We start from the raw sequence: 13,801 nt of genomic DNA, 5'->3' as shown, positions 1-13,801 counted from the left end.
CAGCCAAGGAGGAGGCATCCTCATTGACGCAGAGGTCAGCCACTGGCGCCGATTCGCTCTCAGTCTTGCTGACTAGAAAATCCATACTACAGTATGAGAAATACCACCCAGATATTTCCTCACCTTCAATTACATTGGGTAAGACAGGCCAACACAAAAGGTTACATACAGACATTACTGATAAATGTAATTCCCACAGGCATCAAAACTAGAACTTATAAAGCTATACGCAAGGGACTCAGGAGGGACACTGCCTATGTCCACTCATGCCTACGTTCTCGTCGTACTACGCACACTGAATGAGCCTGGAGAAAAAGACTATATCACCGCACTGAGGCAAAAGGGTTACCACATTGAGTTCGTCAGCGTAGATCAGGACCCTCTGCCTATCCTGCTGTCTCATCCCCCCATCGTGGCCTGCTTCGAGTATGACTATCCCGATCTGCAGGGCCTGGCCGACCTGAGGCAGGCCAAGCAGCGTGCCGCCTCGGTGCCTTTGCTGATGATCACCCAGGCACATTCGGAAAGCCTCGCAGTGTGGGCCTTTCGCGCCCGGGTCTGGGATTATTTCGTGCAGCCCGTCGATCTAACCCGGTTCATGGCCGTGGTGGCAAGCCTCTATCAGCTGCGCTCGCTCAATCCCTGCCCCCAGGCCAGGAAACAGGCGGCGGATGTCGCCAACCAGATTCCTCCCGAAGCGCGACTGCGCTGCAGTACCACCAACAGCCAGCAGGTCCAGTTGGAGCGGGCCATCAGCTATATCGAGCAGCATCTTCATCACAAACTGGCGCAGGCCGAAGTGGCCGCACAGTGCGGTGTCACTTCGTTCCAGCTCAGCCGGCTGTTTCGCAAGCTCACCGGCAATACCTTCCAGGGGTTCCTGCTCGAAAGGCGTATCGACGAAGCCAAGCGCCTGCTGGCCAACCCGCGCACCTCGATCACCGATGTCTGTTTCAGCGTCGGCTTCCGCGATCTCTCCTACTTTACGCGCACTTTCCAGAAGCATGTCGGCCATACGCCGACGCTCTATCGCCAGACACTGAACCTGCCGGTGCCAGCCAGCACATCCGCCGCCACGACAGCGCCGATGTCTATACACACAGGCGAGTCATTGACGCCGGTACGCCGCCCCCTGCTCGACCTGGGTCGCTCTCAGGGCGTGACCTGCGGCCAAGAGCTTTCGTCCTGATCGGAAAGACGGGAAGGCTACCCGAAAAGGCGCTGGCCAGGTGATGGCCAGCGCCTTTTACCAATCCACCAATACTGATTAATCCACCAACACGGGTATCTGCGCCAGAATGCCGAAGTTCTCCCCTCCCGATCGTCCCTTGGGTTCGTGGTAGCTGCAGCTGGGCAGGAAGTAGATGCTTTTCTGTTTCCAACCGGTCTGCTGTGGATCCGAGCTCCAGTAAGCGGGGGCTCCGCTCGGCTTTTGCAGATTGAAGGTATCGACGAAGCTGTTCCAGCGCTCTGCACCACTGGTAGAGCTATGGCTCCAAGTGCCCGGTGACGTGCCACCACTGTCTTCTGGCGGCAGCTCCATTTGTTGTGGCGCCCGCTGATCGATATTGTTCGCCTGGTCGATGATCCACACGATATTGACGGTCACGGCACCAATCAGCGGATTGCTCGGCGCCACGCCCGAGTCGCAATCGATCACCGGCAGCGTCAGCGTCCAGATTTCTTCCTTGGCTGTCTTCTCGACCCAGCAGTCATAGAGGTCGCTGAAGGCCGCCTGCACTTGGCCATTATTGGTGGAAATATCCTCGCCAAAGCGCATCTCGTCCGGATTGCCGTCGCCACAGACCAGTGACTTTAGCTCGTTGGCATTGGACGCCCCGCTAGAGTTGTGCTTGAAATTGGTCCAGCCACCGGTCTGGTCGCCCTCGGGGATGAAACGCCCAACGTTGCAGGAGTAATTGCCCGAGGGGTCCACCAGCGCCTGACGGCACAGCGCGATGGGCTGGTCGACGTCCTCCGGCCGCAGGCTACCGGCAAAGCCGATGTAGGCCACCGAGCGCGCTACCACATCGTAGCCCTCGAAGCCGAAGAGGCGCCCGAAGAAGGCCTCTACCTGGCTCTGCTGTCGGGCCGTCACTACTTCTACGGCATTGATGAAATTGGGATCCCCATCGAGGTCCTCGGCGGTGCGCCCGAACAGGTCGACCGGATCGAGCGACTCATTGGGCGTGAAGGTGCGTGTGGCAAAACTCCAGTGGCCACGCAGCGCGCTCAGCACCTCCACCGCCTCGTTCTGGCTGCTGTTGGCCATGGCCGCGTCGGTGGCAACGGCGTTGGCGCCTGGATTGACCGAACTGCCGTCGCTGGTATACAGCACCCGGGCACCCGCCAGGGAACCGGCGTCGGCAGCGTTGTGCAGTTCGTTTCTGGCCACATAGAGGTTACCGCCATCCACCGCCAGGGCAGTGAAGGCCAGCAGCATGAAGAGGCCAACGGCCAGCAGCACGATGGAGACCCCGCGCTGGCGCTGCGGCGAACCGTAACGGCCGCGCCTTGCATTGCGAACGTTCATCTCATTCGGCCCTCATCACGGTGGTGGCATTGAGTTCGAGCACGTTGCCCAGGGTGCCGATGAAGCCGGGCAACAGCAGGAACTGATAGGGGTAATCGACGCTGACCACTAACTCGTCGCCGACATCGAAACGGCCGTTGCCGTTGCGGTCGAAACGCTGGATCTCGATGGTCATGCTCGCCGGCCCGCCCAGCGAGATCAGATACTGTTCGGCATAGTTGCGGATGGCCTGTTCGATGGCGGCGTCCTCGTTTCCCGAGTCACGCGGATCGGGCCGGAACAGAATGCCCGTTCTCGCCCCTTCTCGGCTGGCGTTGGTCAGCGTCGCCTTGTCGAACAGCGCGACGCTGAATTCGATGATGCCGAACAGCAGGATGAACAGCAGCGCCGCTGAAATGGCAAACTCCACCACCTCCGAGCCACGCTGTCGGCGCGCCGAACGTATTGCTTTCATGCCTCGCCCTCCCAGCTCTTGCATGGCCCCGCAGCGATGCTGCTGGACCGCTGCCGGAGCGATCAGTTGATGGCCTCGACCCCGTGGCGACGGATCAATTGATCCAGGCTGCGAGCGTTCTCACTGGCCGTGACGTAGTAGGCCGGCGAAAGGCGCATGGCCTCCTCGAAGAAGCCCAGGGCATCCTGGTAGCGTCCTTCGAGCATCGAGATGTAGCCGATGTCGTTGTAGGCCTTGGCCCGATCGCCGCTGCGAGCCACCGCTTCGATGGCGGTCTCGTAGTCGCCCTCGCGGGCATGCACCAGGCCCAGGTTGCGCCAGGCCAGGTCGTAGTTGGGGTTGGCATTGAGCGCTTGGCGCAGTGCCTGGCGTGCACCTGCCAGGTCGCCGGCCAGATAGCGCGAGTAGCCCTGGTTGTTGAGCACCAGCGGCGTTCTCGGGCTCGCCTCCAGGGCGCGCGCATAGTGGCCCTGTGCGGTGGCGTGATCGGCGCGCATGTCGGCGATCACACCAAGGGCGTTATGAGCCTGCCAGGGCGCTTCGCGTCGCGCCGCAATGGGCTCGAGCAGGCGCTCGGCCTGATCGTAGTCGCGCTGCTGGATCAGGATGATGCCCAGTGCGGTACCTGCCCCGGGATGGCGCGGGTCGATATCCAGCACCCAGCGATAGGCAGTGCCGGCCAGCTCATGGTTGCCCCGGCCATGATGGATGATGCCGACCCGGTACAGGGGCTCGGCCTGGGGCGCTTCTCCATGCGCAGCCCACGCAGGTACTCGAACAGCGCCCGGTCGGTGTCGCCGGCACGCAGGGCCGCCTCGCCGTTGCGGTAGGCCTCCTCGGGAGAGCCCACCGGGAAGGCGGTACTATAGGCCACCGACGACTCGCCGCTGCTCAACGAGCCGAACAGATCGCTCTCCGGGGGTACGCTTCCGCTGGTGGCACAGCCGGCCAGCGCCAGAGACAGCGCGGTAACGGCCCAGGCCGCCCGCAGATGTGTAGTTACCTTCATGACTCCACCCTCCCGCTCGTTGATGACGTTGGCCGGCTCAGCGCCCCGCCAGGGCTGCCGCCGCACCCAGCAGCGGCGGCCCCAGAGCCACCACGAAGAAGCTGGGAAAGACACAGAAAATCAGGGGAAACAGCATCTTGGTGCTTACCTTGGCGGCCTTCTCCTCCGCCTCCTGGGTGCGCTTGTCGCGCAGCTCCACGGCGAACAGGCGCAGGGTCATGGCGATGCTGGTACCGAAGCGCATGCTCTGCAGCAGCGTGGTGACCAGGCCGCGGATGTCCTCCACGCCGGTACGCTCCTCGAGGTCGCGCAGCGCGGACTTGTTGTCCATGCCGGCCCGGGTCTGCATGCCGAACAGGTGCAGCTCGTCGGCCAGCTCCGGGTGGCTCACCTCCAGGTCGCGCGCCACCCGCTGGATCGCCGCGCCCAGCCCCAGGCCGGCCTCGCTGCACACCACCAGCAGGTCGAGGGCGTCGGGCAGGCCACGGCGCAGCCGCAGGGTGCGCTGCCGTATCGCCCGCTCGAGCCAGAAACGCGGCAGCAGATAGCCAACCGCCGCCGCGACCAGCACGATCAGCGTCGCGATCGCCGGTGATATGCGCACGAGGGGAAGCACCAGCAGCAGCAATAGTACGGGTCCCACGGTCAGCAGCAGGCGTATGCCGTAGAACAGGTTGACGGCCGAGGGGGAGCGCTTGCCGGCATGGCGCAGTTCCGTGGCGATACGGCTGCGGACCTCCTCATTGTCGGGCACCAGCTTCTCCCCCATGGGGCCCAGCCACTGGGTCAGCCCGCCCTCGCCCGCCTGGCCATGCCCCGCGGTCGCTTCCGCGCTGGCCTCAAGGTGCTTGAGCCGGCGCCGCAGCGGATCCGACAACCCCATGACCAGCAGCACCAGCGCCACCAGCAGGCTGAACACGGCCATGCCCAGCAGCGCGGCGAAGCCAAGCTGCATGGCCTGAGGGTCCTGCAGGAAGACACCGAACCTTTCGATCCAAGCGGTTGGAATGTTCATCCGGGCTTCCTCCTCAAACGTCGATGCGCACGATACGGCGCATCCACAGAATGCCGACCACGATCATGACGAACGCCGCCACTATCATCTGCCGCCCCACCGGGTCCTGGGTGAGCATGGGCAGGAACTTGGGCGACACCAGGGTAAGAATGCCGGCCAGGGCGAACGGCAGCAGCGAGAGGATCCAGGCGGCCATGCGCCCCTGGGCGGAGAGCGTGCGAACCTTGCGCTGGAAGCGGAAGCGATCGCGCACCACCGCGGCCAGGCCATCGAGCAGTTCGGCCAGGTTGCCGCCGCTCTCCTTCTGGATCAGCACCGAGGTGGTGAAGACCATGACGGTCACGCTCGGCACCCGCTCCAACATGCCCAGCATGGCGGTGCGCACCTCGCCGCCATAGTTGATCTCCATGAAGGTGGTACGGAACTCGCCGGCAATGGGATCGGCCATCTCCTCCGCCACCAGATGCATGGCGTCGCTGAAGGGGTGTCCCGCGCGCAAGGCCCGCGCCATGATGATCAGGGCATCGGGCAACTGCTCCTCGAAACGCGCCAGACGCTGGCTACGCAGGTGCTGCAGGCGCATGAACGGCAGTGCCGCCACGCCCAGCCCCAGCAGCACGCCGAGCAGCGGCTGCGGCAGCAGCAGGACGCCGCCCGCACCGAAGATGCCGCCCAGGCCCAGGCTTTGCAGCACCACCCGGTAGGCCGGCGTTTCGCGCCCCGCCTGCTCGACCAGCCGCTCGACCCGGGCCATGCCGGGCAGCGCCTCCAGCGCGCGCTCGATCGGCGACAGCTCGCGCAGGTACTTGCGCCGCATCAGCGAGGCCTTGCCCCGATCGGCACCGGCCGCGATGGTGTGCAAGCGCTTCTTCAGCCGCTTCTGCGCCTTGCGGTTCTCGCCGAACGTGGGTACCAGAAAGCTCTGCATCAGCAGGAAGGCGGCAATGAAGATCATGCCGATGAAGATCGTCTCGTCGGAGAGGTTGATGTTCAGACCCATGACCGTTGGCCTCCCCCCACTTGGAACACCTCCAGCCCCGGATCCAAACCACGACGCTTGAGATGATCGTAAAAGCCCGGTACCACGCCGGTGGCCATGTAGCGCCCCATGACCCGGCCATGCTCGTCGATACCCTCGCGCTCGAAGCAAAACAGCTCCGACATGGTGATGATTTCCCCCTCCTGGCCGTTGACCTCCTGCACGCTGACCAGGCGCCGTACGCCGTCTTCCTGGCGCTCCACCTGAACCACCAGGTCGATGGCCGAGGCGATCTGCGAGCGCAGCGCCCGGGGTGGCAGCTGGTAGCCGCTCATCGCCACCATGTTCTCGATCCGGGTCAGGGCATCGCGGGGCGTATTGGCATGAATGGTGGTGAGCGAGCCGTCGTGGCCGGTGTTCATCGCCTGCAACATGTCGAAGGCCTCGCCGCCGCGCACTTCGCCGACGATGATGCGGTCGGGGCGCATGCGCAGGCTGTTGCGCACCAGGTCGCGCTGGGTCACCTCGCCACGCCCCTCGATGTTGGGTGGGCGCGTTTCCAGCCGGCCGACATGGGGCTGTTGCAGCTGCAGCTCGGCGGAGTCCTCGATGGTGACGATGCGCTCATCGGGCGGAATGAAGCTCGACAGCACATTGAGCAACGTGGTCTTGCCAGCCCCGGTACCGCCCGAGACCAGTACGTTGAGCCGCGCCTTGACCACTTTTTCCAGCAGTTGGGCGATGACCGGCGAGAGGCTGCCGTGGGCGATCAGGTTCTCGGCGGTGAGCCGGTCCACGGCGAAGCGCCGGATCGACAGCATGGGCCCGTCGATGGCCAGCGGCGGGATCACCGCGTTGACCCGCGAGCCGTCCTTGAGCCGTGCATCGACCATCGGCGAAGACTCGTCGACGCGCCGCCCGACGCTCGACACGATGCGGTCGATGATGGTCATCAGGTGCTGGTCGCTGTCGAAGCGCAGCCGGGTCTGCTCGAGCTTGCCACGACGCTCCACGTAGATCGGGTTGGTACCGTTAACCAGGATGTCCGAGACCGACTTGTCGGCCAGCAGCGTCTCCAGCGGCCCCAGGCCCAGCACCTCGTCCTGCAGTTCGCTGACGATGCGCTGGCGCACGGCCGCATTGAACGGCAGCGACTCCTTGCTCATCAGCGCCTCGCACACCTGCTGCACCTGGCTGCGGGCCTCGCGCTCCTCCAGGCTGCTGAGCAGCGCCAGGTCCATCACCTTGACCAACTGGCGGAACAGCCGCTGCTTGCATTCCTGCTCGGGGGGCGACAGGCTGACGCCCGCGGGCCCGCGGCCACCCCAGCCACGCTCTTCTTCTCCTGTCACGCGCTCGCGAAAATTCATGGCCGCCTCCGGTCAGCAAGGGTCAATGTTGGGTACGATTCCACAGCCGCAGAGACCAGCGGCGCGCGGGAACCGGCGGCTCGCGCGGCGTCGCCAGCGAAATTGCCAGCGCCTTGAGCGCGCGGGTCAGCGGTGCCTTGCGCGCCAGGTCGATCAGCGGGCTGCCGACGTTGATGCTCTGGCTGGCATGGCGGTAGTCGTTAGGCAGGGTGTGAATCGGCAGCCCCGGCAGCGCATCGACGATGGCGCCCAGCGATACGTCGTTGCGCTTGTCGTAGCGATTGACCACCACGGCCAGGCGCGAGGGCGGCATCCCGAGTTCATGCACCAGGATGTCGCGCAAGCGCTGGGCGTCGTGCAGGTGCGCCACGCTCTGCTGCATGACCATCAGCACGCGGTCGGCGCGCTCGAGCACGCAGGCGGTGGCGCCGTTGATCCACCGCGGCAGGTCGACCACTACTTCCTCATGGTCCAGGCCCAGCACGTGCAGCAGCTGCTCGACGCGGATCTCCGGCACCTCGGAGAGAATGACGCGGTCTTCCGGCGAAGAAGCCAGCAGGCCCAGGCCGCTCTCGTGCGGCTGGACATAGGCCGACATGGCCAGGCTGTCGAGGCTGTCGGCGGCGTCTAGCGCCTGCACCAAACCGTGGTCGGGCGTCAGGTTGAAGTAGAGCGGCAGCGAACCGAACTGCACATCCAGGTCGACCAGCGCGCACTCCTTGCCCTCCACCGCCAGCCGGTGGGCCAGGTTGGCCGCCACCAGGCTGGCCCCGGAACCGCCCTTGGCATTGATCACCGCGGTCAGGCTCGCCCCCGGGCGCGCCTGCTCCTCGCGCCGGTCGCGAACGATCTCGCGCAGGAAGCGGCCGATCTCACCATCGTCGATGGGCGGTGAGAAGTAGTCCCGGGCGCCGGCCCGCATGGCCAGGCGAATCAGCTCAACGTTACCCTTGGGGCCTACCACCAGCAGCGGCGGCCGCTCACCGACGGGACGCTCGCACAGCGCCATCAGCTCCGCTTCCCAGCACTCCCCCACCATCAGCACCAGGGCATCGGGCAGCGTCTCGACGCCTTCCAGCGGATCGACGCTGCCATTGATCAACTGCCGCAGCGTGACCTCGATACCGCCCTGGCTGCGCAGCAACGCCTCCAGCGCCTCCATGTCCGCCCTGGAGCGTCCCACCAGCCGTATCTCGAGCCGTGTCAGCATGGCGAATACCCGTTGGTCGTCAGCCTTCAGTTAGCCGGCGGTCACGCCACCGGCACCGGTGTTCCGTTCCCGTCTTGCGTGCCTGGTTGCGGCAACGCTCAGGGCAGCGAGCTGGAACTCATGGGCAGCGACTGCTGCCCCGATGTGCCGCTGCGATAACCGCGCATCGCCTCGGCCGCCTTGGCGCCTCCCAATGCCGGGGCGTCGTCGCCGGGCTCGTAGGTCTGCAGCCGCTTGGTGTGCTGCACCGTCTCGCCGAAGGGCGGCAGGTCGGCGCCGGGCTGGGCCGCACAGCCGGCCAGCCCCACGGCGATGGCGAGCGGTAGCAGTTGGATGCCACGGGCGAACGAGCGCAGCTGGCGGTAAAGGGACTGGCTGGCGAAATGGTCTAGTGCGGACATGATGGACACCTCCGTCGCGATGTTCGGTTCACAGGTCATGGCCGAAGCGGCCCTCGGTGCCGCCCGCACGGCGGCTCGACATCAGTTCCAGGTCCAGGCTGCTGGGGCGAGGCCGAGAGCCGCCGTCGCTGTCTCGGGCCTGGAAGCGGCCGAGTAGGTAGAACTCCAGATCACTGGGCGCCACGAACGACCCGGTGGGCAGCCGCACCTGCTCCGGCGCGAAGGAGCGCGCCAGCCGCGGCGTGACGAAGATCACCAGTTCGGTCTGCTCCTTGATGAACTCCTGGCTGCGGAACAGCGCCCCCAGCACCGGCAGATCGCCGAGCCCGGGAAACTTGGAAACGTTCTCGCGCAGGCTCTCGTTGAGCATGCCGGCGATGGCGATGGTCTGCCCCGAGGCCAGCTCCAGGCTGGAACTGGCGCTGCGCTTGACCAGTGCGGGAACGAAGAACTGAGCGGACACCTGGTCGCCCACCCCGACCCGCAGGCTGTTGGCCGGCACCAGGTCGGAAACCGACACGTCGACCTGGAGATTGATCGAGCCGGAGTCCAGCACCACCGGCAGGAAGCTCAGGCCAACGCCGAACTCCTTGTGCTCGATGGCCACCTGGCCATTGCCCTGGGGCACCGGAATGGGAAACTCGCCGCCGGCCAGGAACCGGGCCTGCTGCCCGGTCAGGGTGGTGAGGTTGGGCTCGGCGAGGATCTTGGCCACCCCCTCGCGGCTGGCCACGTCCAGCACCAGATTGAGTAGGTAGTCGCCGCGCTGGTAGCTGGCGAAGATGCCGGTGTCCTCGATACTGGGTGTGGTGGGCGCGAACTCTCTGACGACTGGGCCGATGGGAGTACCATCGTTGAAGATAGGCAGCCTGCTGCCACCTCCAACCCCCTCGAATACTGCATCGGGGAAGGTCGCTCCCCAGTGACAGCACCAGCACGGAACGCCGACGAACCGACGTTGAAGACGTCGAAGTTGGCTTCAAGCCGCTTGACCAGCGAGCGAGAGACCTCCGCCACCTTGACGTCCAGCATCACCTGGTTGGCCCCACCCACCTGCATCAGGTTGAGCACCGCGTTCTCGCCACCGCCGGCGAAGCGGGTGGCCAGCCGCAGCGCGGTATCGAGCCGCTCGGCGCTGGAGACCTCGCCGCTGAGCACTATACTGTCCTGGGCCGAGCGCACCTGGATGTTCTCGTCCGGCAGCAGCACGTGCAGGTGGCTCTTCAGCGCTTCGAGATCGTGGGTCACGGTCACGTTGAGGGTGCCCTGGACGTTTTCCGATTGATCCCACAGCACCACGTTGGTGGTCCCGGTGGACTTGCCCAGCACGTAGAGCTGGCGCGAACCCATCACCACCAGGTCGGCAATGTCGGGGTTGCCCACCGAGACCACTCTCACCGCGCGCGGAAACTGCAGCACCTGGGCCTTGTTCAGCTCCACCGCTACCGAAACCGCACGCCCCTCCACCGGCATGGCGATACTGCGCGTGCTCTCCTGGGCTTGCCCCCCGCTCGCCCAGCCCAGCGCCAGTGCCATCACTCCTGCCAGCACCCACCCCTTCCAGGTGTCGCTCTGCCACGCCGTTCCCTTATGCGCCATTCCCTTATGCGCCGTTCCCCGATACTCCCCTCTTTCATACCCCTGCTCTTGCATGCTCATGACGCTTCTCCCCTGCCTGTTCTTGTCGGCTCGGCCGCCTCGGCGCCAGCCTGGATTCTTGTGGCCCTTGCGTTCAGTTGCGCACGCTCACGGTGCTGGACTCGGTGCCACGAATCACCATCACCTGGCGCGACGCCTGGACTGTGGGGGCCGCCCGCGACGGCGCTGCAACGCGCTCGCGCGGCGGCTCGATGTTGAGCACTTCGCGCTGGGCCACCAGCAGGTCGGGTTTCTCCTCCTGGTCCAGCGGATTGCGCAGGGTCAGTTGCACCTTGCCCTCCTGGGTGGCCCTGACCAGGGTTTCCGCCTGGGTGGGGTCCACCTCGAGGGTCACCGCCCGTACGATCACCGGGCCGTCGCGCTCCTGGGAGGCGATCTGGTCCACCGCCAGCACCTTGAGGTTCTGCAGCACGGTCTTCGACTCCACGCTGTTGCGGCTGCCGTTGCTGCGGGTGGAGACCACGTCGACCCGGTTGCCCGGTAGCAGGAACCCGGCCACGCCGACCACGTCGTCGACCCGCACGCTCATCGCCCGCTTGCCCGGATCGAGCAGCGCCGCCAGGGCGCTGCCTCCCAGGTGCTCAGCCACGCGCCCTTCGTGGAGAATCTCGCCGGCATAGATCACCTGGTTGCTGACTCGCCCCACCACATGCTCGATGTCGTTGAAGCTCCCCGGCGGCACCGACTCCGGCGGCAGCCGCAGGACCCTGAGGTCGCTGGCCTGCACCGTGGTGCCGAAGGGGATCTGCAGCGCCGCCACTACCACCTGGCCGGCTTCGCTCAGGGCATCGCGCTCCTGGTTCTGTTCCTGCATCCAGCCCATGCCGATCAGCGCCGCACCGCCGGCCATCAGCAACGAGACGCTGAACATCGTGACAATGCCTTTCTTCTTCATGACGCGTTCCTCCCGCTCATATCGGCGTCACCGCCTGCGCGGTCATCGCTCGAGAAGTCTCCGAAGTAGGTCTGCCAGGCCCAGGCGAGTACCTCGCAATCGAGGGATTCGTCGCCCCAGTAGCGCAGGTGGTCCCCGGCCAGCCCCAGCAGGTCGCGTGGATGGCAGGCCAGCAGCGGCACACCGAGGCGGGCATGAAGCTCGTAGATCACGAAATCGACCAGCGCCGGATCGAAGTCGATACCGCTCTCCCGGCACTGCCGGGCCCAGATCTCCCGGTAGGCATCGCGGCTCAGCGCTGCAAAGCGGATCTTGTAGCCGATGCGGCGCAGGAAGGCGGCATCGGCCAGCGACAACGGGTCCAGGTTGGTGGAGAACACCAGCGCCACATCGAAGGGCACGCTGAAGTGGTAGCCGTTGGCCAGCGCCAGGAAGTCGCGACGCTCCTCCAGCGGCACGATCCAGCGATTGAACAGCTCCATGGGCGCCATGCGCTGGCGCCCCAGGTCGTCGATCACCAGCATGCCGTTGTTGGCCAGCAGTTGAACCGGCGCCTGATGAATGTGGGTCGCATGGTCGTACTGGACCTCCAGCCGCTCCATGGTCAACTCGCCGCCGGTCACCACGCAGGGCCGCCGGCAGCGCACGAAGCGCGGGTCGTGGCCCTCGGCCAGCAGCAGCGCCGCACCGGCACTCTCCTGCACGCCGAGCGGCGCCAGCGGGCTGTGCACCGCGGGATCGAAACAGCGCACCGCCTTGCCCCCGCCAGGATGGCGTGGGGCACCAGCACCTCGCCGGGCAGCAGGCGTACCAGGCGGCGTGCGATATAGCTCTTGCCGGTGCCCGGTTCGCCGTGGATGAACATCGCCCTGCCGGAGTGCAGCCCGGGGCCGAGCTGGTCGAGCAGAGCCGGTTCGATCACGGTATCGGCGAAGGCCGCCCGCACCTCGTTGCGGGAGATGCCCACGTCGCTCAAGGCCTGGGCGCGCACCCGGGCGGTATAGGCCTCCAGCGGCACCGGCGCGGGCCCGGCATAACCGTCGCGGGCCAGGGCCTCCATCGCGGCGGCGCGGCCCAGCTCGGTCAGGCCGAAGCGCAGCGCACCGCTCTCGCCCTGGCCGCGCACCTCGACTCTCCCTTCCCGGCGCAGCGTATGGCACAGCGCCTCCACCACGCTACCGGCCAGGGCCGTGCCACGGCTGAGCTGGTGCAGGTCGAGTACGCCCTGCTCGAGCAGCTGCTTGGAGAGCAGGTCCATCAGGTAGAGCGGCGAGAGCCCGGTCTCCTCGATGCTGGCGGGCGTGGCGGCAAGGCAGCGGCGTTGGTAGCATCCGGCAAGGCCAGTAGTTCGGGATCGCTCACACCTTCACTGTTAATTTTCGTATCCATGCCACCACCTCCTAGAATGAGGTTCTGCCTTTTCCCGACCTATGCCGGTCGCTATGCCAGCGGCCACTGCCATACGATCCAGGCTGTGCTTCCCAACGCAATGGAAACGGCAAAGGGGAATTTCTTGCCCATTACCTCGCCCTCTTCTGGCGGGATATAGAGCGGGCGACCGGTGATCACCAGGGCACGCAACATCAAGGAATAGCGCCCCCATGGAGTAGCCGACCGACGGAAAATGAGTGCACTGAAAGCAAAACCCATGGCGATAAGGCCGCCAATAAAGATACTGATCAGTGCCGCTTGTAGAACGCCAATAGGGCCGAGAAAGGTTCCTACTGCCGCCATCAGCTTGGCATCACCGGCGCCGGTAAAACCCATCAGATACCCCGGCAACAGGATGGCCAAACCGACCAGCAAGCCATAGGTGGCGGCCAGGACACCGCCGGCTCCCGCTGCCCACCCCTGCAGCAGAAATCCCACAGCGGCCCCGGCCAGAATGAGAATATTGGGGATTCGGTGAGATTGGACATCTCTAATGACCGCGATAATCACTAGAGGAGCAACTCCAAGTTCAATCATATCAGACCTCTTAATCTCACCATTGAAACATTCTTAAAAAATTAGGCGCCAATCTCCTTATCAGCGCCAATTTTGGCTCAGCCGTCACTCTCTCCCTGTAGCAGGGAAACGATCTTATTAAGCTGTGTCTCAGCCTCTTCTCCGATAGTGACGAAAACAGCCGCCCCAACGGCAACAATCAGCCCCCCAACGAGAGCCCATTCCACCACCTCGGTGCCCTCTTCTTCGCGCCAGAAGCGCACGATACCCTGCATCAGCTTGCTCATGGTCTTTCTCCCATTTCAGGTTTCTTATCCAAGCTTGCTGTT

The 13,801-nt window shown here is 65.1% G+C and carries 17 protein-coding genes; 1 reads left to right on the top strand and 16 read right to left on the bottom strand.

The annotated features are described in order from the left end of the window. Positions 1–256: 256 nt before the first annotated feature. The gene (locus EKK97_RS08180) at positions 257–1,189 is read left to right on the top strand and encodes a helix-turn-helix transcriptional regulator (protein ID WP_159550989.1); all 933 of its coding nucleotides are present in this window, start codon (positions 257–259) and stop codon (positions 1,187–1,189) included. Positions 1,190–1,267: 78 nt separating this feature from the next. Here the strand turns inward: EKK97_RS08180 and EKK97_RS08175 are convergent, their stop codons facing one another. The 16 genes from EKK97_RS08175 to EKK97_RS08115 all read right to left on the bottom strand — a co-directional run bounded on the left by EKK97_RS08175 (position 1,268) and on the right by EKK97_RS08115 (position 13,759). Next, positions 1,268–2,533 (bottom strand): pilus assembly protein TadG-related protein, encoded by a 1,266-nt coding sequence (locus EKK97_RS08175; RefSeq protein ID WP_159550987.1) that lies wholly within the window; start codon positions 2,531–2,533, stop codon positions 1,268–1,270. Between the two features lies 1 nt (position 2,534). After that, complete coding sequence (locus EKK97_RS08170) at positions 2,535–2,987, bottom strand: TadE/TadG family type IV pilus assembly protein (protein ID WP_159550985.1); 453 nt, start codon at positions 2,985–2,987, stop codon at positions 2,535–2,537. Between the two features lie 62 nt (positions 2,988–3,049). After that, the gene (locus tag EKK97_RS08165) at positions 3,050–3,646 is read right to left on the bottom strand and encodes a tetratricopeptide repeat protein (RefSeq protein WP_201297042.1); all 597 of its coding nucleotides are present in this window, start codon (positions 3,644–3,646) and stop codon (positions 3,050–3,052) included. Continuing rightward, positions 3,589–3,996, bottom strand: coding sequence for an outer membrane protein assembly factor BamD (locus tag EKK97_RS23690; RefSeq protein ID WP_201297041.1), 408 nt, complete (start codon positions 3,994–3,996; stop codon positions 3,589–3,591). Before EKK97_RS23690 ends, EKK97_RS08165 begins: the two co-directional genes overlap by 58 nt. Positions 3,997–4,033: 37 nt before the next feature. After that, complete coding sequence (locus tag EKK97_RS08160) at positions 4,034–5,011, bottom strand: type II secretion system F family protein (RefSeq protein ID WP_159550983.1); 978 nt, start codon at positions 5,009–5,011, stop codon at positions 4,034–4,036. 13 nt (positions 5,012–5,024) lie between these two features. Further along, positions 5,025–6,011 (bottom strand): type II secretion system F family protein, encoded by a 987-nt coding sequence (locus EKK97_RS08155; RefSeq protein WP_159550981.1) that lies wholly within the window; start codon positions 6,009–6,011, stop codon positions 5,025–5,027. Continuing rightward, entirely contained in the window at positions 6,002–7,360 is a 1,359-nt protein-coding gene (locus tag EKK97_RS08150) for a TadA family conjugal transfer-associated ATPase (RefSeq protein WP_159550979.1), read from the bottom strand. The genes EKK97_RS08155 and EKK97_RS08150 overlap by 10 nt, the downstream gene beginning before the upstream one ends. Before the next feature lie 22 nt (positions 7,361–7,382). Next, on the bottom strand, positions 7,383–8,570 hold the full coding sequence (locus tag EKK97_RS08145; protein WP_159550977.1) for a CpaE/TadZ family protein: 1,188 nt from the start codon (positions 8,568–8,570) through the stop codon (positions 7,383–7,385). Between the two features lie 98 nt (positions 8,571–8,668). Continuing rightward, positions 8,669–8,971 (bottom strand): hypothetical protein, encoded by a 303-nt coding sequence (locus tag EKK97_RS08140; protein WP_159550975.1) that lies wholly within the window; start codon positions 8,969–8,971, stop codon positions 8,669–8,671. A gap of 28 nt (positions 8,972–8,999) precedes the next feature. Continuing rightward, on the bottom strand, positions 9,000–9,704 hold the full coding sequence (locus tag EKK97_RS23685) for a type II and III secretion system protein family protein (RefSeq protein ID WP_201297040.1): 705 nt from the start codon (positions 9,702–9,704) through the stop codon (positions 9,000–9,002). Continuing rightward, positions 9,647–10,630 (bottom strand): pilus assembly protein N-terminal domain-containing protein, encoded by a 984-nt coding sequence (locus EKK97_RS23680; protein ID WP_201297039.1) that lies wholly within the window; start codon positions 10,628–10,630, stop codon positions 9,647–9,649. Before EKK97_RS23680 ends, EKK97_RS23685 begins: the two co-directional genes overlap by 58 nt. Positions 10,631–10,703: 73 nt before the next feature. Continuing rightward, positions 10,704–11,525, bottom strand: a complete 822-nt coding sequence (gene cpaB / locus EKK97_RS08130; protein ID WP_159550973.1) for a Flp pilus assembly protein CpaB — start codon at positions 11,523–11,525, stop codon at positions 10,704–10,706. Beyond that, positions 11,522–12,256, bottom strand: coding sequence for a hypothetical protein (locus EKK97_RS23675; protein ID WP_201297038.1), 735 nt, complete (start codon positions 12,254–12,256; stop codon positions 11,522–11,524). The genes cpaB and EKK97_RS23675 overlap by 4 nt, the downstream gene beginning before the upstream one ends. After that, positions 12,145–12,783, bottom strand: a complete 639-nt coding sequence (locus EKK97_RS23670; protein WP_201297037.1) for a P-loop NTPase and SpoVK domain-containing protein — start codon at positions 12,781–12,783, stop codon at positions 12,145–12,147. The genes EKK97_RS23675 and EKK97_RS23670 overlap by 112 nt, the downstream gene beginning before the upstream one ends. 182 nt (positions 12,784–12,965) lie before the next feature. Next, positions 12,966–13,493 carry an A24 family peptidase gene (locus tag EKK97_RS08120; protein ID WP_159550971.1) on the bottom strand — a complete coding sequence of 176 codons (528 nt, stop codon included), beginning with the start codon at positions 13,491–13,493 and terminating at the stop codon, positions 12,966–12,968. Between the two features lie 77 nt (positions 13,494–13,570). After that, positions 13,571–13,759, bottom strand: a complete 189-nt coding sequence (locus tag EKK97_RS08115; RefSeq protein WP_159550969.1) for a Flp family type IVb pilin — start codon at positions 13,757–13,759, stop codon at positions 13,571–13,573. Between the last annotated feature and the right edge of the window lie 42 nt (positions 13,760–13,801).

Source organism: Billgrantia tianxiuensis, assembly GCF_009834345.1.
GTDB lineage: Bacteria > Pseudomonadota > Gammaproteobacteria > Pseudomonadales > Halomonadaceae > Halomonas > Halomonas tianxiuensis.
This window is presented reverse-complemented; position numbering and strand designations above follow the sequence as displayed.